Origin of the sequence: Acinetobacter sp. WCHAc060025, assembly GCF_004209355.1 — a bacterium.
Taxonomy (GTDB): Bacteria; Pseudomonadota; Gammaproteobacteria; order Pseudomonadales; family Moraxellaceae; genus Acinetobacter; species Acinetobacter wuhouensis.
Map to the genome: position 1 here is coordinate 133755 of NZ_SGSX01000007.1, position 20450 is coordinate 154204.

The 20450-nt window shown below is 39.5% G+C and carries 21 protein-coding genes; 16 read left to right on the forward strand and 5 right to left on the reverse strand.

Going from position 1 to position 20450, the window contains the following annotated elements:
• Positions 1-31: 31 nt before the first annotated feature.
• The 7 genes from ribBA to glmS all read left to right on the forward strand — a co-directional run bounded on the left by ribBA (position 32) and on the right by glmS (position 6823).
• On the forward strand, positions 32-1153 hold the full coding sequence (gene ribBA / locus EXE09_RS07830) for a bifunctional 3,4-dihydroxy-2-butanone-4-phosphate synthase/GTP cyclohydrolase II (protein WP_130116891.1): 1122 nt from the start codon (positions 32-34) through the stop codon (positions 1151-1153).
• A gap of 81 nt (positions 1154-1234) precedes the next feature.
• Positions 1235-1705, forward strand: coding sequence for a 6,7-dimethyl-8-ribityllumazine synthase (gene ribE, locus EXE09_RS07835; protein WP_004718750.1), 471 nt, complete (start codon positions 1235-1237; stop codon positions 1703-1705).
• Between the two features lie 3 nt (positions 1706-1708).
• Positions 1709-2158, forward strand: coding sequence for a transcription antitermination factor NusB (nusB, locus tag EXE09_RS07840; RefSeq protein ID WP_068973386.1), 450 nt, complete (start codon positions 1709-1711; stop codon positions 2156-2158).
• Positions 2159-2169: 11 nt separating this feature from the next.
• Complete coding sequence (gene thiL, locus EXE09_RS07845; RefSeq protein ID WP_130116892.1) at positions 2170-3087, forward strand: thiamine-phosphate kinase; 918 nt, start codon at positions 2170-2172, stop codon at positions 3085-3087.
• The gene (locus tag EXE09_RS07850) at positions 3065-3586 is read left to right on the forward strand and encodes a phosphatidylglycerophosphatase A (RefSeq protein WP_130116893.1); all 522 of its coding nucleotides are present in this window, start codon (positions 3065-3067) and stop codon (positions 3584-3586) included. Before thiL ends, EXE09_RS07850 begins: the two co-directional genes overlap by 23 nt.
• Before the next feature lie 21 nt (positions 3587-3607).
• A complete protein-coding gene (gene glmU / locus EXE09_RS07855) occupies positions 3608-4972 on the forward strand; it encodes a bifunctional UDP-N-acetylglucosamine diphosphorylase/glucosamine-1-phosphate N-acetyltransferase GlmU (RefSeq protein WP_130116894.1) in 1365 nt (454 codons plus the stop codon).
• 12 nt (positions 4973-4984) lie between these two features.
• Entirely contained in the window at positions 4985-6823 is a 1839-nt protein-coding gene (gene glmS, locus EXE09_RS07860; protein WP_130116895.1) for a glutamine--fructose-6-phosphate transaminase (isomerizing), read from the forward strand.
• Between the two features lie 92 nt (positions 6824-6915).
• Here the strand turns inward: glmS and EXE09_RS07865 are convergent, their stop codons facing one another.
• The 4 genes from EXE09_RS07865 to EXE09_RS07880 all read right to left on the reverse strand — a co-directional run bounded on the left by EXE09_RS07865 (position 6916) and on the right by EXE09_RS07880 (position 12306).
• Complete coding sequence (locus tag EXE09_RS07865; RefSeq protein WP_130116925.1) at positions 6916-9264, reverse strand: glycerophosphodiester phosphodiesterase family protein; 2349 nt, start codon at positions 9262-9264, stop codon at positions 6916-6918.
• A 172-nt stretch (positions 9265-9436) separates the two neighbouring features.
• Positions 9437-10711, reverse strand: a complete 1275-nt coding sequence (locus EXE09_RS07870) for a replication-associated recombination protein A (protein ID WP_130116896.1) — start codon at positions 10709-10711, stop codon at positions 9437-9439.
• A 122-nt stretch (positions 10712-10833) separates the two neighbouring features.
• Positions 10834-11763: an alpha/beta hydrolase gene (locus tag EXE09_RS07875; protein WP_130116897.1), complete on the reverse strand. Its 930-nt coding sequence runs from the start codon at positions 11761-11763 to the stop codon at positions 10834-10836.
• A gap of 90 nt (positions 11764-11853) precedes the next feature.
• The gene (locus EXE09_RS07880) at positions 11854-12306 is read right to left on the reverse strand and encodes a YcgN family cysteine cluster protein (RefSeq protein ID WP_087553371.1); all 453 of its coding nucleotides are present in this window, start codon (positions 12304-12306) and stop codon (positions 11854-11856) included.
• 187 nt (positions 12307-12493) lie between these two features.
• Here EXE09_RS07880 and EXE09_RS07885 point away from each other — a divergent pair, with 187 nt between their 5' ends.
• The 9 genes from EXE09_RS07885 (at position 12494) to ahr (ending at position 18452) form a co-directional block, all read left to right on the forward strand.
• On the forward strand, positions 12494-12652 hold the full coding sequence (locus tag EXE09_RS07885; protein ID WP_068973377.1) for a DUF1328 domain-containing protein: 159 nt from the start codon (positions 12494-12496) through the stop codon (positions 12650-12652).
• 207 nt (positions 12653-12859) lie between these two features.
• On the forward strand, positions 12860-13018 hold the full coding sequence (locus EXE09_RS07890) for a DUF1328 domain-containing protein (protein ID WP_068973376.1): 159 nt from the start codon (positions 12860-12862) through the stop codon (positions 13016-13018).
• A 188-nt stretch (positions 13019-13206) separates the two neighbouring features.
• Positions 13207-13944, forward strand: a complete 738-nt coding sequence (locus EXE09_RS07895) for a dienelactone hydrolase family protein (RefSeq protein ID WP_130116898.1) — start codon at positions 13207-13209, stop codon at positions 13942-13944.
• 48 nt (positions 13945-13992) lie between these two features.
• Entirely contained in the window at positions 13993-14361 is a 369-nt protein-coding gene (locus tag EXE09_RS07900) for an HIT family protein (RefSeq protein ID WP_068973374.1), read from the forward strand.
• Between the two features lie 149 nt (positions 14362-14510).
• Positions 14511-15545: an A/G-specific adenine glycosylase gene (gene mutY, locus EXE09_RS07905; protein WP_130116899.1), complete on the forward strand. Its 1035-nt coding sequence runs from the start codon at positions 14511-14513 to the stop codon at positions 15543-15545.
• 398 nt (positions 15546-15943) lie between these two features.
• Positions 15944-16492 (forward strand): M23 family metallopeptidase, encoded by a 549-nt coding sequence (locus EXE09_RS07910; RefSeq protein ID WP_068973372.1) that lies wholly within the window; start codon positions 15944-15946, stop codon positions 16490-16492.
• Positions 16493-16536: 44 nt separating this feature from the next.
• The gene (locus tag EXE09_RS07915; RefSeq protein WP_130116900.1) at positions 16537-16782 is read left to right on the forward strand and encodes a hypothetical protein; all 246 of its coding nucleotides are present in this window, start codon (positions 16537-16539) and stop codon (positions 16780-16782) included.
• 59 nt (positions 16783-16841) lie between these two features.
• Positions 16842-17396, forward strand: coding sequence for a DNA-3-methyladenine glycosylase I (locus tag EXE09_RS07920; protein ID WP_130116901.1), 555 nt, complete (start codon positions 16842-16844; stop codon positions 17394-17396).
• 33 nt (positions 17397-17429) lie between these two features.
• Positions 17430-18452: an NADPH-dependent aldehyde reductase Ahr gene (ahr, locus tag EXE09_RS07925; protein WP_130116902.1), complete on the forward strand. Its 1023-nt coding sequence runs from the start codon at positions 17430-17432 to the stop codon at positions 18450-18452.
• 457 nt (positions 18453-18909) lie between these two features.
• On the opposite strand, the gene EXE09_RS07930 is transcribed toward ahr, so the two are convergent.
• Positions 18910-20346 carry a PLP-dependent aminotransferase family protein gene (locus tag EXE09_RS07930; protein WP_130116903.1) on the reverse strand — a complete coding sequence of 479 codons (1437 nt, stop codon included), beginning with the start codon at positions 20344-20346 and terminating at the stop codon, positions 18910-18912.
• Positions 20347-20450 lie beyond the last annotated feature (104 nt).

Consider the following 20450-nt stretch of genomic DNA (forward strand, 5'->3'; position numbering starts at 1 on the left):
GTCATACGACAGAACAAAAAGGTGAAGGTTGATGCCGCTCAATACCGTTGAAGAGCTTGTAGCAGACATCCGTGCAGGGAAAATGGTTATCCTGATGGATGATGAAGATCGTGAAAATGAAGGCGATTTAGTCATTGCTGCAACACACGTACATCCTGAAGACATCAACTTTATGATCACCCATGCTCGTGGTCTAGTCTGTTTAACTTTAAGCCGTGAACGCTGTAAACAACTCGATTTGCCATTAATGGTAGATAGCAATGGTGCTCAACACGGTACAAATTTCACGCTTTCAATTGAAGCAGCAAACGGTATTTCTACGGGTATTTCACCGGCAGAACGCGCACATACCATTCAAACAGCAGTCGCTGCGCATGCCAAACCTGCTGACATCGTGCAACCCGGTCATATTTTCCCATTGATGGCTCAACCTGGTGGTGTATTACATCGCGCAGGTCATACTGAAGCTGGCTGTGACCTATCACGTTTGGCTGGTTTAGAACCTGCTTCTGTCATTTGCGAAATTATCAATGAAGATGGTTCGATGGCACGTCGTCCAGACCTTGAAGTATTTGCAGAAAAGCATGGTTTAAAAATTGGTACGATTGCAGATCTAATTCATTATCGTATGACCAATGAGCAAACTGTTGAACGCATTGATCAACAAAGCATCGACACAGAATACGGTACTTTTGAACTATACCGTTATCGCGAAATTGGTAATCCAGATATTCATTTGGCTTTAGTTAAAGGTGAGCCTAAAGAAGGCGTAACCACTGTTCGTGTACATGGTTTTAATCCTGCACGTGACTTGCTCAAATTGAATAAGCAAGATGGTGAAGCCGCATGGAACTTGGACAAAGCACTTAAGACGGTTGCTGAAAGTGATCGTGGTGTTTTAGTCTGGATTGGTCAACGTCATCTGACTGACCTCGGTCCTGCACTTGAAAACCTAGGCAAGCCAAAACCAACCAAATCAAATGCTGCACTTTCACAACAGTATCAAACCATTGGTGTGGGTGCACAAATTTTACGTGATCTTGGTGTAGAGAAAATGAAGCTTCTCAGCTCACCATTACGTTTTAATGCATTATCAGGCTTTAATTTAGAAGTGGTGGAATACATCACTGCTGACAACAAAACAGCGCAATAATTTTTTGATCGTCACTACTACTTCTTATGGAGAAAGTAGCGACGAATAAATAACTTCACTATTAAATACATCGAGGTTGCTATGGCGATTCGCCGAATTGAAGGTTTATTACATCTCGCAAGCGAAGACCGTTACGCGATTTTAGTTGGTCGTTTTAACAGCTTTGTTGTTGAACATTTATTAGAAGGTGCAATTGATACATTGCATCGCCATGGTGTAAGCGACGATAATATCACTGTCGTTCATGCACCAGGTGCATGGGAACTACCTGTAGTTGCTAAAAAATTAGCTGCTTCTGGTAAATTCGATGCAGTCATCGCACTTGGCGCAGTGATTCGTGGTAGTACACCACATTTCGACTTCGTTGCAGGTGAATGTGCTAAAGGTTTAGGTGTAGTTGGTTTAGACACTGGCTTACCTGTAATCAATGGCGTATTGACGACTGACAGTATTGAACAGGCGATTGAACGCTCTGGTACAAAAGCAGGTAATAAAGGTGGCGAAGCTGCCCTTACTGCAATTGAAATGGTTAACCTGTTAAAGGCAATTTAAAGCATGTCGCAAACACTCCAAGCTACTTATGCAGCAAAACGTAAAGCTCGTCGTTTTGCTGTACAAGGGATTTATGAATGGCAAATGAGCCACAACCCAGTGCATGAAATCGAAGCACGTACACGTGCTGACAATGCGATGCATAAAGTGGATCTCGGCTATTATCATGAGTTGCTCACTGCTGTGATTGCAAATCATGAAGCATTGGATGCTTTACTGATTCCAGTTCTAGATCGTGAGATCGAAGCATTGGATGGTGTCGAACTTGCTACATTACGTTTAGGCGCGTATGAATTGAAAGATCATCTTGAAATTCCATACCGTGTCGTACTTGATGAAGCCATTGAACTGGCAAAACACTTCGGTGGTGCAGACAGTCACAAATACATCAATGGTGTATTAGACCGTTTGGCAACTAGCCTCCGTGATGCAGAAAAGCAACAAGCGAAATAAGTTGTTTTTACATGGCTGAGTTTTCAATTATTGAAACCTATTTCAATCGTCGAAATAATACTGACGTAGATTTGGGGGTCGGCGATGACTCAGCCCTGCTCACCCCTCCGCGAAATCATCAGCTGGTGATTTGTGCAGATACTTTGGTCGCTGGACGACATTTCCCGCTCGATACATCCCCACATGCGATTGGTTGGAAATCTGTTGCTGTCAATTTATCTGACATTGCTGCAATGGGAGCCAAACCACACAGTATTCTTCTGGCATTGAGCCTACCCCAAATTGATCATGACTGGCTGAAAGATTTTAGTCAGGGTTTATATGATTGTTGCGATCAATTTGGGGTACGTTTAATTGGTGGTGATACCACGCAAAGTCCACATTTGACCCTCAGTGTGACAGCACTCGGTTGGATTGAAACAGGCAAAGCTGTGACACGTTCAGGTGCACAAGTTGGTGATCTGATTGTGGTCAGTGGTTCAGTTGGCGATGCAGCTTTTGCTTTACAACATTTAGGTCATCCATTACAACAACGCTTAGACTACCCAACTCCACGCTGTGAATTAGGTGACATGTTGAAGGGTTTAGCCTCAAGTATGATTGACGTTTCAGATGGTTTAGCTCAAGATTTAGGCCATATATTAAATGCATCTGATGTCGGTGCAAAAATTCAGCTAGATCAACTCCCTATTAATAATGCTTTAAGGGATTTAGATAACAATCAGCGATGGAAATATGCCTTAGCGGGTGGTGATGATTATGAGTTATGCTTTACAATAACAATGCAAAACTACCAAAAACTTTTGCAATTACAGCCGAATGTAAAAACTACAATCATCGGTGAAATTACTCAACAACGCGGATTAGTCTTTGAAAAAGATGGCTTAGATCATCCTCTTCATTTAAATGGATATCAACATTTTGCATAAACCTCCAATCATCTTTAAAAATATGACTTGGGCTGAACGTTGCATCGTCTTTTGTGGTGTAGGTTTTGGTTCTGGTTTAGCACCTAAAGCGCCAGGTACGTTTGGTTCAGCATTCGCCTTATTATTCGTTCCCATTTGGCTTGCAATTGGTTTTTATGCCTCCATTTTAGCGATATTGATCATGTCACTGGTCGGAATTTGGATTTGTGGCAAAACAGCTGACATCATCCATGTACATGATGATGGGCGTATTGTTTGGGATGAATTTGCAGGACAATCAATCACCTTTCTTCCTCTCATTTATTTTGGTCAAATGAATTGGATTTGGGTATTGGTCGGTTTTGCATTGTTCCGTTTATTTGATGTTTGGAAACCTTGGCCAATCCGTGTCATTGATCAAAAAGTCGATGGTGGCTTTGGCATTATGTTTGATGACATCATTGCTGGTTTCTGGGCAGCAATTTGTATTGTAATTTATTTATATTTTAAAATGGCTTAAGCCAAATCAGTTAGGTGTGATATGTCAACAACTGTGATCATTCTTGCTGCAGGTAAAGGTACGCGTATGCGTTCTAGTTTGCCCAAGGTACTTCAACCTTTAGCAGGTCGTCCTTTACTTGGTCATGTGATTGAAACAGCAAAACAATTACAAGCAAAAAATATTATAACAATCTTTGGTCACGGCGGTGATCTGGTTCAAAATGCCTTTGCCAATGAAAATGTAGAATGGGTTGAACAAACAGAACAACTCGGTACTGGTCATGCCGTTAAAGTCACTTTGCCTGTATTACCACAAGATGGAATTTCACTGATTCTGTCGGGTGATGTGCCTTGTGTACAGCAAAGTACCCTGCAAAAATTAGTCGATGCCTCTACTACAACAGGTATTGGTCTGGTGACTTTAACCTTGGATGATTCAACAGGTTACGGTCGTATTGTACGCAAAGATGGTAAAATTCAAGCCATTGTTGAACATAAAGATGCTTCAGAAGAACAGCGTCAAATCAAAGAAATTAACACAGGAATCTACTGTGTCAGCAATGCCAAATTGCATGAATGGTTGCCTAAACTCAGCAATGATAATGCGCAAGGTGAATATTACCTGACCGATATCGTGGCAATGGCTTTGGCAGATGGGATGGAAATCGCTTCGATTCAACCCGAATTGGCTTTTGAAGTTGAAGGTGTCAATGACCGCGTACAACTTGCTGCTTTAGAACGTGAATTTCAAAATTATCAAGCAAAGAAATTAATGCAACAAGGTGTTCATTTAATAGACCCTTCTCGTTTTGATTTACGTGGTCAACTCAATGTCGGGCAAGATGTACGAATCGACATCAATGTCATCATCGAAGGTGTTTGTGAGTTTGGTGACAATGTCGAAATTGGTGCAGGCTGTGTGATTAAAAATACCAAAATTGCTGCAGGTACTAAAGTTCAACCGTATAGCGTGTTTGACAATGCTGTTGTCGGTAAAAATGTACAAATTGGTCCATTTGCCCGCTTACGTCCTGGTGCAAAACTGGCGAATGAAGTACATATCGGTAACTTTGTAGAAGTGAAAAATACTTCGATTGGTCATGCATCGAAAGCCAACCATTTTGCCTACTTAGGTGATGCAGAAATCGGTGCTGAATCGAATATTGGTGCAGGTACCATTACCTGTAACTATGATGGTGCCAATAAACACAAAACGATCATTGGCGACAATGCCTTTGTCGGTACCAATAACTCATTGGTTGCCCCTGTAAAAATTGGCAATGGTGCAACAACAGGTGCAGGCTCAGTGATTACGCATGATGTTGCTGACAATAGCCTTGCATTTGAACGTGCAAAACAAATTTCTAAAGAAAATTATCAACGTCCCCAAAAGACTACGAAATAAGAGGATATAACGATGTGCGGAATTGTTGGTGGCGTTGCTGAACGTAGCATTACAAATATTTTAATCGAAGGCTTAAAACGCCTTGAATACCGTGGTTATGACTCTGCTGGTGTTGCATTGGTCGATCATGGTCAAATTTTACGTGAACGTCGTGTCGGTAAAGTTGCAAACCTTGAACAAGCGGTTTCTGAGTCTAATATTTTAGGTTCTTTGGGGATCGCACATACCCGTTGGGCGACCCATGGTAAACCAACTGAAAATAATGCGCACCCGCATATTTCAAGTAATGTAGCTGTAGTTCATAATGGTATTATCGAAAATTATCAAGAGCTTAAAGACGATCTCGAAGCCCTTGGTTATGTGTTTACCTCACAGACTGATACAGAAGTGGTTGCACATTTAGTGCATGAAGCTTTGAAATCTACACCTGATCTACTCAAAGCAGTTGAACAAGTGGTTCCACAGCTCAAAGGTGCGTATGCCCTAGGTATCGTACATACAGATCATCCAAATGAATTGATCGCGGTGCGTGAAGGATCGCCATTGGTCATTGGTTTGGGCATTGGTGAAAACTTCATCAGTTCTGATCAACTCGCACTATTACCTGTGACGAATCGCTTTATGTACCTTGAAGAAGGCGATATTGCACGTTTAACCCGTAGTTCAATTGAAGTATTTGTAAATGGTCAAGCTGTAGAACGCCCAGTCAAAGAGCTAGATGCAACTATAAGTAATGCGTCTAAAGGCGAATATAAGCACTACATGCTTAAAGAAATTTACGAGCAACCTGAAGCCATTCAGCAAACCATTTCTCAAGCTTTAAATGGCAATGCTTTACGTGATGACTTCTTAAAAAATGCAGAGTTAGATTTTAAAAATATTCAGCAAGTACAAGTTCTTGCATGTGGTACCAGTTACCATGCTGGGATGATTGCGAAATATTGGTTAGAGCAGCTGATCGACTTACCTTGCCAAGTCGAAATTGCTAGCGAGTTCCGTTATCGCTCACCTGTGATTGTTGGTAATACACTTTACGTTTGTATTTCACAATCTGGGGAAACTGCGGATACTTTAGCTGCACTACGTGATACTCAAAAGCGTGCTAAAGCAAAAGGCTTAAATATCAGTACGATGACCATTTGTAATGTTGCAACATCATCAATGGTACGTGAAACTAATCACCATTTATTGACGCTTGCAGGTCCTGAAATTGGTGTGGCTTCTACTAAAGCATTTACCACCCAACTTGCAGCATTAATGTTGCTGACTCTAAAATTAGGTCAAGTCAAACAAACAATTTCTGAAGAACGAATTACAGAAATCACCTCAGCTTTATGGCACTTGCCAAAAGTCATTTTGGATACCTTGCAAGGTGATAAAGCTATTTTACGTCTTTCTGAACTGTTTAAAGAAAAACAACATTGCCTATTCTTAGGTCGTGGCACAGAGTTCCCAATTGCACTTGAAGGCGCATTGAAATTAAAAGAGATTTCATATATCCATGCAGAAGGTTATGCTGCGGGTGAACTGAAGCATGGTCCACTTGCATTAGTAGACAATGACATGCCTGTAGTAATTCTTGCACCGAAAGATGACATGTTAGATAAACTCAAATCAAACATGGAAGAAGTACAAGCACGTGGTGGCGAATTATTTGTTTTCGCGGATGAAAACAGTGGAATCAAAAACCAAGACCGTCAACATGTCGTGCATGTACCGACTGTAAATACTTGGTTAGCACCAATTGTTTATAGTGTTCCAGTTCAGTTGCTTTCTTATCATGTTGCAGTACTTCGTGGTACAGATGTTGACCAACCACGAAATCTCGCAAAATCCGTAACTGTAGAATAATCAATAACTTACATCAATGTATTTGTATGGGAGAGCACTTTTAAGTGCTCTCCTTGCTATTTTAAATCACATACAAACCAACTGTATCTCTTCTATTTCACCGTAACTTTCACAGGTGTAGAAAAAATTTGATAATAGTTCTGTGCATCCATTTGATATTTATAACCCGCCAAAATATAAGCAGTTCCTTTCTCTAGAAAATACAACTGACCATTTTTAAACTCATATTGTGGCGAACCCGCTAAAACAACAAAATGATCCGTCACTTCATTAAATTCTTGACCATCCTGTTGTTTTAATTCTACATTCATAGATACAGGGTTCCCCCTTTGAACTTGAGCACTTTTCGGTGCTTGAATATCAACGATGTATTTAGAATAAAGCTGTGATGAATTAGTGGTAATCCCATAAGTCCCTGCAATATAGAGTTTCTTAAAGGTTTCCGCATCTAAAGCCCAAGGCCAAAAACTAATACCACGATGTTTGGTATTTTCCAAAAGAGCAATTAAATCCGCACGATACGCTGGATTATAGGTCGAATTATATTTTTGAACATCTGCATTAATCTGTTTGACATTGGCTAAAACACTGCGGCTATTTGGCATATTTCCCACCAATAAACCTCGAGAAATCTCTGGAATTTGAGACTGAGCTCGCGCAACTTGAGCCGTATTAAATGAAGTCGTTACCACCTGATTTTCAACTTGGTATTTTTTAATTTCTTCCTGCATTTTAGGAACTAAAGCAGGGTTAGCACTTTTCATTTCAATCATTAATACAAAGTTAGGATTTTTTTTAAATGCTGAAAAATATTCGGCTAAGGTTGGGATTTGATAGCCTTTATTTTTGGTTTTTAGTTGTTTTACTTGAGCAAGTGTCATCTCCTCAATCTTGCCCGTTGCAGTTGTCGTACGATCAACCGTCGCATCATGCATCACTACAAGTTGTTGATCTTTAGTCAAATAAATATCATTTTCAACAATATCAGCTCCCAATACTACCGCATGTTTGGCACTTTCTAAGGTATTTTCATCTTCTAAATCAGGAACCCCACGATGCCCAATAATAAAAGGTTTGCGTAATAACGTATTTTTTGGAAATTGCTGTAAAACTTGCGTGAACAAAGGACTCTGCGTCGTGATCACACCATTCACGCCAGACGTTAAAATATAAGCTACATCCTGTACTTGGCTGGTGGAAGACTTCATCCATACGGTCATCAAATGCCGTTGAATAAAACTGATACTGGATTTATTGGCGAGGTTTTCTGGCAATATCACAATTCGTGCATAAGCTTGATTGGTACGTCGTACCATGTCAGACAATACTTTCTGATTATCTTTTAATTTTTCTGCACTTAGATCTAAAGCAGTACGGACTTGAGGGACCAGTTGATGAGCCGATTTCAAAATCTCTTCATTCTTTGACAATAAAGTAATGTCGCTAATGTCTTGTGTTTTTGAGAATAATTTTAAAGCCTCTAGAACCTGAATATCTTTGACTTCTAATACAGCAATAGTTTGACGTTTTGGATTGCTGAGATAGTGTTGCAAATGTTCTACAAGCTGTCCCGCTTGATCAATTAAGTTTAAATTGGCATCAAGTTGATAATACTGTTGATTGGCAATATTCATTGCACTATTTGCACTAACAATCGTCTGAATAATGGTCGGGGCTAAACCGACATTGCTTGGAATGTCTTGAACTTGTATTACTTTATTCTTTAATTCTGGCAAGGTACTTACTTGTTCAAAAACGTGTAGTTTTTTAATTTTAAGAATTAAGCCCGTCACTGAAAAACCGATTCCACCTTTGGCAGATAATTTCTCAATTTCAGTGTCTTGCATGAGTTGATTATTTAAATAATGTTGTACACGTTGTCCAGAAACCACAATACTTGCTTTATACCACTGATTTGGATGTATATTTTCAGAATAGCCTTTGGTTTCAATCACATCCCATGAACCATTACTTTTACGGCGACCAAATTCAGTCCCATTTTTTGCAGACGTATCAGCACGTAGTGTAAATTGATAATAACTGTTCGGAATCACACCCTGCGTTTCTGTCACATCATAGATCACACTGCCCCAACGTGAACGATTCACAGGCTGGTCTAAAGTGAATTCAAAATCAATGCGATAATTTTGTTGTTTTTCTAAATTTTGTGGCAATAGAATTGTGGTTGGTGCTGAGGCATTGGCACGACCATCGATGTTTAATGTGCCATTTTCCACATGAACAGTGCCTGGATTATTACCAGGAATCCGCCAACCCGTCGGAATGGATTGTTGCTGTGCAAAGTTTTGTTGATATAACGTTTTGAACGGTGCTGTGGTTTGACTCGTTTGAACGCGTGAAGTTATGTTTGTAGATACTTCAGCATGGCTGATCATCGGTAGCGTAAATAATACAGCCAAAATTAAAGCAGATAATTTCATAACATGTCTATTCATTTAAATCATTTAAAACATCCATTAATCCCAATGAATTGCTTTTTAAATGAAATCAGCCTAATTCAAATTTTAGCCATATTTTAAACCTTTCTGTGACCTTCGACAAAGAATCCTGCTTAGAAATTTTAGAATATACCTCAGCAGTAACAAAACAAAATTACTGTTGTTGCTGTTCCTGTTGCCAACGACGTTGCTGTAAACGCTCACCCTCAACCTCACGTTTATTACGTGCAGATTCGTACAATTTTGTGCCCTTTAACTCTGGCGGCAAATATTCCTGACGGACAAAATGTTCTGGATAATTATGTGGATAGAGATAATCCACGCCATAACCTTGTTCTTTCATTAACTTGGTCGGTGCATTTCTTAAATGTAATGGTACAGGTAAATTTGACGTACGCTCTGCCAATTCTAAAGCTTTATTAATGGCTAAATAGGTACTATTACTCTTAGCACTGGTTGCTAAATACACCGCACATTGTCCAAGAATAATTCGGCATTCTGGCATTCCAACCGCCTGTACCGAACGGAAACATTCTCCAGCCAATAACAGTGCATTTGGATTCGAGTTTCCAATATCTTCTGAAGCAGCAATCAGCATACGACGCGCAATAAATACGGGATCTTCACCACCTTTCAACATGCGCGCCATCCAATACAAAGTCGCATCTGGATCACTACCCCGAATTGATTTGATAAATGCAGAAACAAGGTCGTAATGTTGCTCGCCTGATTTGTCATAACGTGCAATATTTTGCTGTGCGACTTTGACTACAATCGCATTGGTGACAATATTTTCAATTTCAGGTTCAAAGGTACTGGCAACCAAATCGATCAAATTTAAAGCCTTACGTGCATCACCCGCAGCGAACTGAACCAGTGCATCAAACTCTTCAATTTGAATATGACGTTCTTGCAAAAATTGATCTTGTTGAATAGCACGACGAATCAATTCTTCAATCGCTTCATTGTCCAATGCTTTTAAGGTGTAAACCTGACAACGTGACAATAATGCGCTATTCACTTCAAAAGATGGGTTTTCAGTGGTCGCACCAATTAAAGTAATTTTGCCCTTTTCGACAGCATTCAATAAAGCATCTTGTTGCGACTTATTAAAACGATGAATTTCATCAATAAAAACCACAGGTGTCAGCAAATCACCACTTTCAGCAATCACTTCACGGAGTTCCTTAACCCCTGTATTCAGTGCAGACAAACTCACAAATGGACGATCGACTGCTTGTGCAAGCAATAGCGCAATCGTGGTTTTTCCTACACCTGGCGGACCCCAAAAAATAATTGAAGGTAAATGTCCTTGATCAATCATTTGACGCAAAGGCGCATCTGTACCAAGCAAATGATCTTGCCCAATAATTTCAGACAAATCACGAGGGCGTAGGCGTTCAGGAAGTGGAATATTAGTGTCTGACATGCTGCTTTTTTAATTGGTGAATGCTTTCCCTAGTCTACTATGGAAAGCATTAAATAGGATATTTTCAAAGTTAAAATTCAGTGATTAAAGTGAATCAACACAAACTAAGTAATAGCGATAAATTAAAATAAACGATTGTTTAAAACATCCATCAATGATGCTTGGAATACCTGTCCATGACTTAAATGTGGGTACAGCATCAATCTTGCATCAACGCCTTTATCAGCCAGATCGCGCACCGCCTGACGATTATTTTCAATCATTGAACTGTCTGCATTTGGACTCTTCTGTTCACCTACGGACTGAACCAAATCCCCTTCCATCACCAACAATTTTTGCCCTTTTTTCCAATCAATTTGAGCATTTTGAATTGCTTTTAACATTCGAGAGTCAGCCCATGATAATGATGGACTCGCGGCAAAATAATGAGAGAACCTTTGCTCATTTTGGTGTGCATTCAAGACTGTATCTAAAACAAATAACCCGCCATACGAATGTCCCCAGAGTGCCGTACGTTGTACATCCAATTTCACTTGAGTATTCACCCAAGGCATGATCTGCTCAAAAATGACCTGCCTAAACGGATGACTTCCGCCCGCCATCCGTTCAGGATTGCGTGGATCAGGCGTGATTTTTCCTGATTCATCAGGCGGAGTGTAATCCACTGAACGTGAGGCCGATTCAAAAGGTAAATTACTTTGATAACCAATGGCAATAAGTGCTGGACGATCATGCTCAGATAGATTTTTCAGCAGTTGCTCATCTAAACGTGACATGACTGAATTACCATCCAGCAGATAGAGTGCTGGTAATGATTGATTTTTATTGTGATGCTTAGGGATCGCTAACCATACTTTATAATTGCGTAAACGATCAGCTGATTGGAAATTCTGAACTTTAAATTGGTAATACTGCGAACCTTGATCAGCGATATTTTCACCCAATGGCTTTAAGTCAGGCTTTGCAGACACATTCAAAGCAGCACTAAAACAAAGGCTTATTATCAATAGATGAAAGCCAAATTTTTTCCACAACACGTTTACAACAATCATTTTCGATTATAGCTAAAATTTGAAATTGATTGATCATATTATCATTTGATAATGATTATCAATTATTATTTTAAATATTGTATAACCAATTTAACGTACCCAACGTACAATATATTCATCAATTTCGTCTTCATCGACATCTGTTTCCGAAATACAACGCCCTGCGACTGACTTTCTTGCCTTAATCACGTTATGTCGAGAACCTGTGATTAAATGATGCCAATTGGGTAGGTTCTTGGCTTCATACACACGTCGATAAGCACACGTAGAAGGTAACCAATGAATGTGTTCTAATTTTTCAGGTGTCAGTTGTACACAGTCTGGTACATGCTGGAAACGGTTTGCATAATCTGAACAATGCCCTGTTTGGCAATCCAATAACTTACACGCCACTTTGGTATAGGCAATTTCATGCGTTTCATCATCTTCAAGTTTGATTAAACAACACAAACCACAACCATCACACAATGCTTCCCACTCAGCTTGATTTAACTCGGTGAGAGTATATTTTTTCCAAAATTGCGGACGAATTTCGAGTGTCATAAAGCCATTCAATTACATGAAATAATGGATATATTATACTGCTATAACAATATAAACGAGAAAATATAAAACATCACAAATGGATTACATATCAAGACATTCATCACATTTTTTACACAGAACGCAACAACAGCGAGATCGAAGAAAATTTATACTCAACTTGTCAATCAGAGATGGAGGTAAAACAATGTTTCGATGGGCAATTTTTGCAATGATCCTTGCTTTAATCATCAGTTTATTAGGGTTCTACGATCTTGCGGGTATCTCTAAAAAATTTGGAATTTTATTTTTAATTCTCGCTGCCATTTTAGCCGCTTTTGGGTTTATTTTTAGAGGTAGAGCTTAATTTTTAAGTTATCATCTCTCGATCATTGAGCCTTTATTTTAGTTGAATTAACACATAATAAAATCAGTAAAAATTTCATAAATAAGCTCTATCTCATCATGTGTAGATATCAAATGTTTTTTCACATGAATTAAACACAACATCACAAACCCAGTTGCCATTTATACCTATAGTAAAACGACATAAAAACAAAACGGAGATTAGAATATGTTTCGTTGGGCTATTATCTTTGCTGTAATCGCCTTAGTTGCAAGTTTATTTGGTTTCGGTGGTGTCGCAGGATTATCAAAAGAATTTGCAATTATTCTACTGGTGATTGCAGTGATTCTTGCAATTGTTGGATTTCTATCCAGAGGGAAAGTTTAACAAGCTTCTAATTCTCACTAAATAAAAAAGAAGGTTTAAAACACCTTCTTTTTTTATGCCTTTTCTACTTTTATAAGATTCATAATTTCTCACATTTCTATCGTAAGTATTCGTAAATTAGTCATTTGAATTCTTATTATTTATGCTTTAATCAAGATCATTCTCACTGATATACAAGGATTTAACAGATGGCTCATGCAATAACAACCCGTGAAATTCAATATCAAGCAAAAGATGGCACAACGCTCATCGGTTATTTTGCTGCACCTGAATCTACACAAGCTGTTGCAGGTGTCATTGTTTCACCCGAATGGTGGGGACGTAACGAATATACAGAACAACGTGCTCGTGAACTTGCTGAACATGGTTTTGCTGCATTGGCAATTGATATGTATGGCAATAAAAACGTGACTACAACTGCATCACAAGCCAATGAATGGATGATGCAAACCTTTCAAACAGCTGGAACCATTATAGATCGTGCATCCGCAGGTTTAGCCACACTTGCTGCACAACCTGAAGTAGATGCAACACGCCTTGCTGCGATTGGTTTTTGTTATGGCGGTAAAGTCATTTTAGATTTAGCACGCTCAGGCGCAGATTTAAAAGCTGTGGTCACGTTCCATGCCAATTTATCTGCCCAACAAGCTGCTGAACAAGATACTTTTAAAGCTGAAGTCTTGGTTCTACATGGTGAAAAAGACAGTATGGTGTCTTTAGCAGATGTTGAATCATTTAAACAAGAAATGAGCAATGCTCAAGTTAAATCTGAAGTCATCGTACTCAAAGATGCAAAACATGGCTTTAGTAACCCACAAGCCGATGAACGTGCCAAAGCCAATGGTGTCGATTTAGGTTATAACCAAGAGGCTGAAAAAACTGGATTGGCTGCAATGTACAGCCTTTTAGATCGTACATTGGCATAATAAAAATGCTGAATGTGTCGATTTAAAATAGACAAAGAGGACTTAAAAATGACTGAAAAAAAATGCCCTTATTGTGAATTTGATGAATTCGATATCATTGATAAAAATGAATTTGGTGTCATTCTTCCAGAACTGAATCCTTTAACCAAGGGACATTCTGTCATTATCCCTTTACGTCATGTTGAATCATTTTTTGATGTCACTGAAAAAGAGCGTAAGAGTTTATCGACACTTTTAGAATTGGCGCGTAATGAATTAAAACTTCGTTATCAACCTGAAGGTTTTCATATCGCATTTAATGATGGTAATGTTTTTGGTGAAGAACAAGCGGAACATTTCCATATTCACATTATTCCACGTTATCCGAATCAAGCTTTGAAATTGGATAAACGTTGGGGTGTAGTGGCTGAAAATTAATCTTTTCTCTAGATAAATCAATTCAGATACTCAAAGGAAAACGCATTGCCGTCTTTCTTTACTTTTAGCTTTAAAATAAATCCATCTCATCCAACAGTACATTTCGCTATACTAAAGCTCAAGTTTTTCCTCCCTCGTTCATGATCAATATGTCGCAATTTTCATTTTCAGATGCACTTCTTACGTGGTTCGATCAACATGGTCGTCATGATCTGCCGTGGCAAGTCACGGATGATCCGTACAAAGTTTGGGTTTCTGAAATCATGTTGCAACAGACACAAGTGAAAACCGTTCTGCAATATTTTGATCGTTTTATAGAACGCTTTCCAACAGTGGATGACTTAGGCAAAGCCTCATGGGATGAAGTTGCACCCTATTGGGCAGGCTTGGGCTATTACGCACGGGCACGTAATCTGCATAAAGCTGCGGGTGTGGTCAGCCAACAAGGACATTTCCCTGAAAACCTAGAACAATGGATGGAACTTTCGGGAATTGGACGCTCTACAGGCGGCGCACTGATGTCACTTGGTTTACGTCAATACGGCGTGATTATGGATGGCAACGTGAAACGAGTTTTGGCACGTTTTTTTGCCATTGAAGATGATCTTAGTAAACCGATTCATGAACGAGAAATGTGGCAACGTGCAGAAGACTTATGCCCGACTGAACGCAACCATGACTATACCCAAGCGATTATGGACTTAGGCGCAACTATTTGCACCCCGAAAAAACCACTGTGCCTATACTGCCCGATGCAACAACATTGCCAAGCACATGCGCAAGGTTTAGAAACTGAACTGCCCTATAAAAAACCCAAAAAAGCTGTCCCTGTAAAAACAGCAAAAGTACTGTTAATCGAATCTGAGGGACAATGGCTGTGGCAACAACGTCCTCACTCAGGTCTATGGGGTGGTTTATGGAGTCTGCCGATTATTGAAAATGACATTGAATTTGATCAGCTTTGTCAGCGTTTAAAATTAGTTTCCAAAACTGAAGTTGTGCAAATTTCACATAGCTTTACCCATTTTACTTGGATTCTAAATGCGCACATTTTCCATGTTGAAAATGATCAAAAAGAGTATCTCTTGGCTGAACTTGGCGGTGAATGGCTTTCGCCACAAAAAGCTACACAAATGGGCATTCCTACAGCCATGAAAAAATTGATCTCAGCAAGCAATCTATGACATAGTCAGACACGGGTTTTCGCTTTAAATCTTCAATTTTTAAGCTGTGTTTTAGACTTGAAAAATTAATAACTAATGTTACTCAGTGACATAAAAACCATACTTTGAATCTTGAAGAATATGGATACACGAAAACGTCATCCGCAACTGTTTGAGGCAAGACTAAATATACAAGTTAATGTTTCTGTGATGTATTGAAAGATTTGACAGAAGGTGACGAGTTTTGCGGATGACAATGGTTTTGCTTACTTTTCCCAAAAGAAAAGTAAGTCCAGCGGAAAGCTACCCCCTAAATCAAAACTTTTGATGTAAGACTCCGTCAAGTAAGCTTTAAAATTGTTTTAAAAAGATACCTTTATTTTAAAGTATGTAACATCCGTTAATAATAAGGATTTCTCGTGTCTCGTAGCATTCAACTTTGCATTCTTGCTTTTATTGCCATTCTTTTAAGTGCATGTACCACAGCCCCTAAAAAAACAACACCAAGCAAACCACAGTTACCGATTGAACAAATCAATCGCTTAAAAGCCATGCCGATGCCCAATCGCTTACCCATACCCGTTGATGGTGTAAAACCCCAAAAACTAACAGATACTTGGTATGCATCACGTAGCTCAGGGCGAGTTCATGAGGGAATTGACATCATGGCTTCACGTGGAACAAAAGTGTACAGTAGTACCGAAGGTGTGATCATGAGCCTAAGAAATAATAACTTGGGTGGTAAAGTGATTTGGTTACTCGGTCCAAGCGGTGCCTATCACTACTATGCGCATTTAAATGACCATCGACGTGGTTTAAAAGAAGGCGACTATGTCAAACGTGGCGAATTAATTGGCTACGTTGGCAATACAGGAAATGCACGACACACTGCCCCTCACTTGCACTATGGATTATACTTAAATGGTAAAGGACGTGGCGCAGTCAATCCTTACCCGTATTTGCGTTAATATATTGTAAAGTTTTTAGTTGAAAATAGACTTAGGAAAATTTCATGTCAGAAGCGTTGATTGAACGTTTGGTTAAATTTGCAGAATCAGGCAATCAGCAAAAAATTGTCTTAAATGGACTAAGCCATCAAGGTTGGATCATGGAAATTACCGAAGAAGCCTTATTGATCAGTACAGGTTTTGCTGATAAAACAGGCAAAGATATTTGGGTAAAATTCACAGATTTACCACAGGCAAAACTGTCATATTGGGATAATAAAAATGACCAATGGACGAGCTTTAGCTTATAGCATACACTTTCAATTTATCTCTTTGATTCAAATAAAATACAGTAGCAGGAGCAACAACGATGACAATTAAACGCTGTGGTTGGTGCTCCGATGACCCACTTTATATCGACTACCATGATCATGAGTGGGGCAAAGTCAATCGAGATGAACAGCATCTTTTTGAAATGCTCTGCCTCGAAGGACAGCAAGCAGGGCTATCATGGATTACTGTGTTAAAAAAACGTGAATCTTATCGAGAACATTTCTTCCAACACTCCATCGAACACATTGCCAATCTGACCGATCAACATCTCGAATATAAATTACAAGATGCGGGAATCATTCGTCATATTGGTAAACTCAAGGCCATTCGTGACAATGCAATTGCATGGCAAAACATGAAAGCACAAGGTGTCGACATGGTGCAATGGTTGTGGGATTTTGTAGAACAACAACCGCAAATCAATGATGTACCTGATTATAAACAAGCCCCTGCACAAACTGACATCAGCCAAAAAATGTCAAAAAGCTTAAAGAAAAATGGTTTTAAATTTGTAGGACCGACCACCATGTATGCCTTTATGCAGGCAGTCGGTATGGTTAATGATCACGAAAATGATTGTATATCACGCTAATTTTCAACATTAAAAAAAATAGGAAGGATTCAAATGACAGACAATACCATTCACGCTTATGCAGCCTTGGAAGCAGGTGCGGCACTTGTACCCTATGACTTTGATGCAGGTGAGTTACAAGCGCATCAAGTCGAAGTGAAAGTTGAATATTGCGGGCTGTGCCACTCTGATGTTTCAGTGATTAATAATGAATGGCGCAATGCAGTTTATCCTGTGGTGGCAGGTCATGAAATTATTGGAACAATCACCCAACTTGGTTCTGAAGCCAAAGGCTTAAAAGTCGGTCAACGTGTCGGAATTGGTTGGACTGCGGAAAGCTGTCAACACTGTGACCCGTGTGTCAGTGGTCAACAAGTGCTATGTACAGGTGACAAAACAGCGACGATTGTCGGTCATGCAGGCGGATTTGCAGATAAAGTTCGTGCAGGTTGGCAATGGATTATTCCACTTCCTGAAGACTTAGACCCTGAAAGTGCAGGTCCGCTGCTTTGTGGTGGGATTACCGTTTTTGACCCGATTTTAAAACATCAAATCCAAGCGATTCACCATGTCGGTGTGATTGGCATCGGTGGTTTAGGACACATGGCAATCAAACTGCTCAAAGCATGGGGCTGCGAAATTACTGCATTTACCTCAAGTTTGGACAAGACTGACGAACTCAAAGCGATGGGTGCAGATCATGTGGTGAATAGCCGTGACGCGGATGCACTGAAAAGCCAACGTGGTAAATTTGATTTATTGCTATGCACGGTCAATGTCAGTTTGGATTGGAAATCTTATCTGAATACCCTCGCCCCAAATGGCACGATTCACATGCTTGGTATGGTACTTGAGCCGATGCCAATTCCTGCGGGTACACTGATCAGTGGTGCAAAATCGGTGACAGGCTCTCCGACAGGTTCACCTTTTGCTTTACGTCAATTGTTGCAATTCGCAGCACGTAAAAACATTGCCCCACAGATTGAATTGTATCCAATGTCACAAATTAACGAGGCTTTGGAGCGACTACATTCAGGTCAGGCACGTTATCGGATTGTATTGAAAGCGGATTTTTAGTCTATTTCCCTTTTTCAAAATATAGGTTAGCCGAATATCATCAGTTAACCTCAAAAAACAATTGCCAATAATGAATTCAAACTAGCGGCGCTATCGCGTTAGGCGACATGGATGTCGCCGTTGGGCGGGGATATAGGATGTATCCCTCGCCCAACAAAGGATTTTTGTCCCTTTTGATCCTTCAAAAGGGAGGCTTCGCCTACGCAAATTAATCTAAACTCTGTAAAGCAAATAGGGCTGTGCTAGCTCAAAAATAGTAAACTTCTTACGAAAGTTGATTCCAAATTAATTCAGCTCAATATTGAAAGTTTTCATCCTTATGGGATGAGAATCGAGTTTTGTAAGAGGGAGAGGTTTGCTATTTAAAAGCCCCTCATCCTAACCTTCTCCCTGAGCCATATATGGCGCAAGAGAAGGAACTTTCATTACTTATTTTATGCATTGAAAAATTCCAATGCTAAGCCACTTTATTCTCAGACAATTGCGCTCTGACCCAATCTGCCAATAGCACAATCGCATCCTGAATCTCTTGCGATAACTCATGCCCTGCATTTAAACGAATACAATTGTTATAGCGCTTATCCTCACCAAAAATTAAGCCGGGGACGATATTGATACTGTGCTGCTGCGCATAATAATACATGGCTAAACTGTCGATCTGTTTTGGCAATTGCAACCACAACGCATAACTGCCATGTGGCTGATTCAGTCGAATATCAACCCCATAAAAAGCCTGAGAAATAAACTGTCGATATTGCTCAACCTGCGCCATGAGTTTTGGACGCAATTCACTTAAATGCTGACGATATGCCCGACTGAAAATCAAATCGGCAAGCCCTAACTGTAAGGGCATATTGACCGAGTCATTTTGCAAAATCAGCATGGCATGTAAATGTTTCAAACGCTGAGGCAGACAAAACCACCCTACCCGATAAGACGGTGATAAAGACTTAGAAATCGAACTGCAATAAATCACATAACCTGCCCGATCCCAATATTTAATCGGTAAAGGACGTTTAGCATCAAAACTACATTCCGCATAAATATCATCTTCGATCACATAACATTGATATTTTTCAGCCAATTGAGCAATTTTTTCTTTCTCTTCATTGCTTAAACAAAAACCCAAAGGATTTTGAAAATTAGCCGTCAGCAAACATACTTTTGCCCCTGAGTTTTGCATCACCTGTTCAAGACGCTCGATATCAAAACCTTCAGTATTTGCAGGAATTTCGATGATTTTTCTTTTTAATAATGCCAACAATTGCAACTGACCATTATAGTTAGGTGTTGGAACAATGATGCTATCTCCTTCATTACTAAAGCTTTGTATCATCACTGACAATGCAGGCATACAGCCATTGCTGATGTAAATATCATCCTTGTCGATATAAAAACCATCCTCTGCCCAATGCGCTGACAACGCTTCACGCAAACGTGGATGACCTTGTCGATTGTTATATAAAAAATCCTCAGGCTTACAATGCTTTAATGCACGTTGAATCGAACGTCGAAGTGCCTCAATCGGAATAAAATTCGGGGATAATTGAATTGATCCGAGATGAATCAAGCGATTATTGGCCGATGCTTCATGAATTTGAATTTGCAACTCTAAGTTAGAAACTTCACGGGATTTGGACTTAAAATCAGGATGATCAGGCAGTGCAATATTCGGTGTTTTTTGCTGTGTTTGGACAAAATAGCCTGACTTTTCTTTGACATAAATCAAGCCTTGCGCTTCAAGCAATTCATAACAACTTTTTGCCGTATTCAAGCTAATGTTTTGTAAAGTTGCAAATTGGCGCAATGAACTTAAACGCTGCCCCGTTGCCAATTCACCACTATAAATTTTCTGTGCAATCTGTTGCGCTAAAGCCTGATATTGAAAAGCCATATCTGTACCCAAATTTTAATATTTGTTGTATCTGTACCTATAAACTTAACAGATTTATGCTTCTTTCACAGCCAATTTTTATCACTAGATACATTTGAAAGGAG

What these genes read in the sequence shown, in the direction of transcription:
- ribBA (WP_130116891.1), top strand. Translation starts at nt 32, where the DNA reads ATGCCGCTCAATACCGTTGAAGAGCTTGTAGCAGACATCCGTGCAGGG.
- ribE (WP_004718750.1), top strand. Translation starts at nt 1,235, where the DNA reads ATGGCGATTCGCCGAATTGAAGGTTTATTACATCTCGCAAGCGAAGAC.
- nusB (WP_068973386.1), top strand. Translation starts at nt 1,709, where the DNA reads ATGTCGCAAACACTCCAAGCTACTTATGCAGCAAAACGTAAAGCTCGT.
- thiL (WP_130116892.1), top strand. Translation starts at nt 2,170, where the DNA reads ATGGCTGAGTTTTCAATTATTGAAACCTATTTCAATCGTCGAAATAAT.
- EXE09_RS07850 (WP_130116893.1), top strand. Translation starts at nt 3,065, where the DNA reads ATGGATATCAACATTTTGCATAAACCTCCAATCATCTTTAAAAATATG.
- glmU (WP_130116894.1), top strand. Translation starts at nt 3,608, where the DNA reads ATGTCAACAACTGTGATCATTCTTGCTGCAGGTAAAGGTACGCGTATG.
- glmS (WP_130116895.1), top strand. Translation starts at nt 4,985, where the DNA reads ATGTGCGGAATTGTTGGTGGCGTTGCTGAACGTAGCATTACAAATATT.
- EXE09_RS07865 (WP_130116925.1), bottom strand. Translation starts at nt 9,264, where the DNA reads ATGAAATTATCTGCTTTAATTTTGGCTGTATTATTTACGCTACCGATG.
- EXE09_RS07870 (WP_130116896.1), bottom strand. Translation starts at nt 10,711, where the DNA reads ATGTCAGACACTAATATTCCACTTCCTGAACGCCTACGCCCTCGTGAT.
- EXE09_RS07875 (WP_130116897.1), bottom strand. Translation starts at nt 11,763, where the DNA reads ATGATTGTTGTAAACGTGTTGTGGAAAAAATTTGGCTTTCATCTATTG.
- EXE09_RS07880 (WP_087553371.1), bottom strand. Translation starts at nt 12,306, where the DNA reads ATGACACTCGAAATTCGTCCGCAATTTTGGAAAAAATATACTCTCACC.
- EXE09_RS07885 (WP_068973377.1), top strand. Translation starts at nt 12,494, where the DNA reads ATGTTTCGATGGGCAATTTTTGCAATGATCCTTGCTTTAATCATCAGT.
- EXE09_RS07890 (WP_068973376.1), top strand. Translation starts at nt 12,860, where the DNA reads ATGTTTCGTTGGGCTATTATCTTTGCTGTAATCGCCTTAGTTGCAAGT.
- EXE09_RS07895 (WP_130116898.1), top strand. Translation starts at nt 13,207, where the DNA reads ATGGCTCATGCAATAACAACCCGTGAAATTCAATATCAAGCAAAAGAT.
- EXE09_RS07900 (WP_068973374.1), top strand. Translation starts at nt 13,993, where the DNA reads ATGACTGAAAAAAAATGCCCTTATTGTGAATTTGATGAATTCGATATC.
- mutY (WP_130116899.1), top strand. Translation starts at nt 14,511, where the DNA reads ATGTCGCAATTTTCATTTTCAGATGCACTTCTTACGTGGTTCGATCAA.
- EXE09_RS07915 (WP_130116900.1), top strand. Translation starts at nt 16,537, where the DNA reads ATGTCAGAAGCGTTGATTGAACGTTTGGTTAAATTTGCAGAATCAGGC.
- EXE09_RS07920 (WP_130116901.1), top strand. Translation starts at nt 16,842, where the DNA reads ATGACAATTAAACGCTGTGGTTGGTGCTCCGATGACCCACTTTATATC.
- ahr (WP_130116902.1), top strand. Translation starts at nt 17,430, where the DNA reads ATGACAGACAATACCATTCACGCTTATGCAGCCTTGGAAGCAGGTGCG.
- EXE09_RS07930 (WP_130116903.1), bottom strand. Translation starts at nt 20,346, where the DNA reads ATGGCTTTTCAATATCAGGCTTTAGCGCAACAGATTGCACAGAAAATT.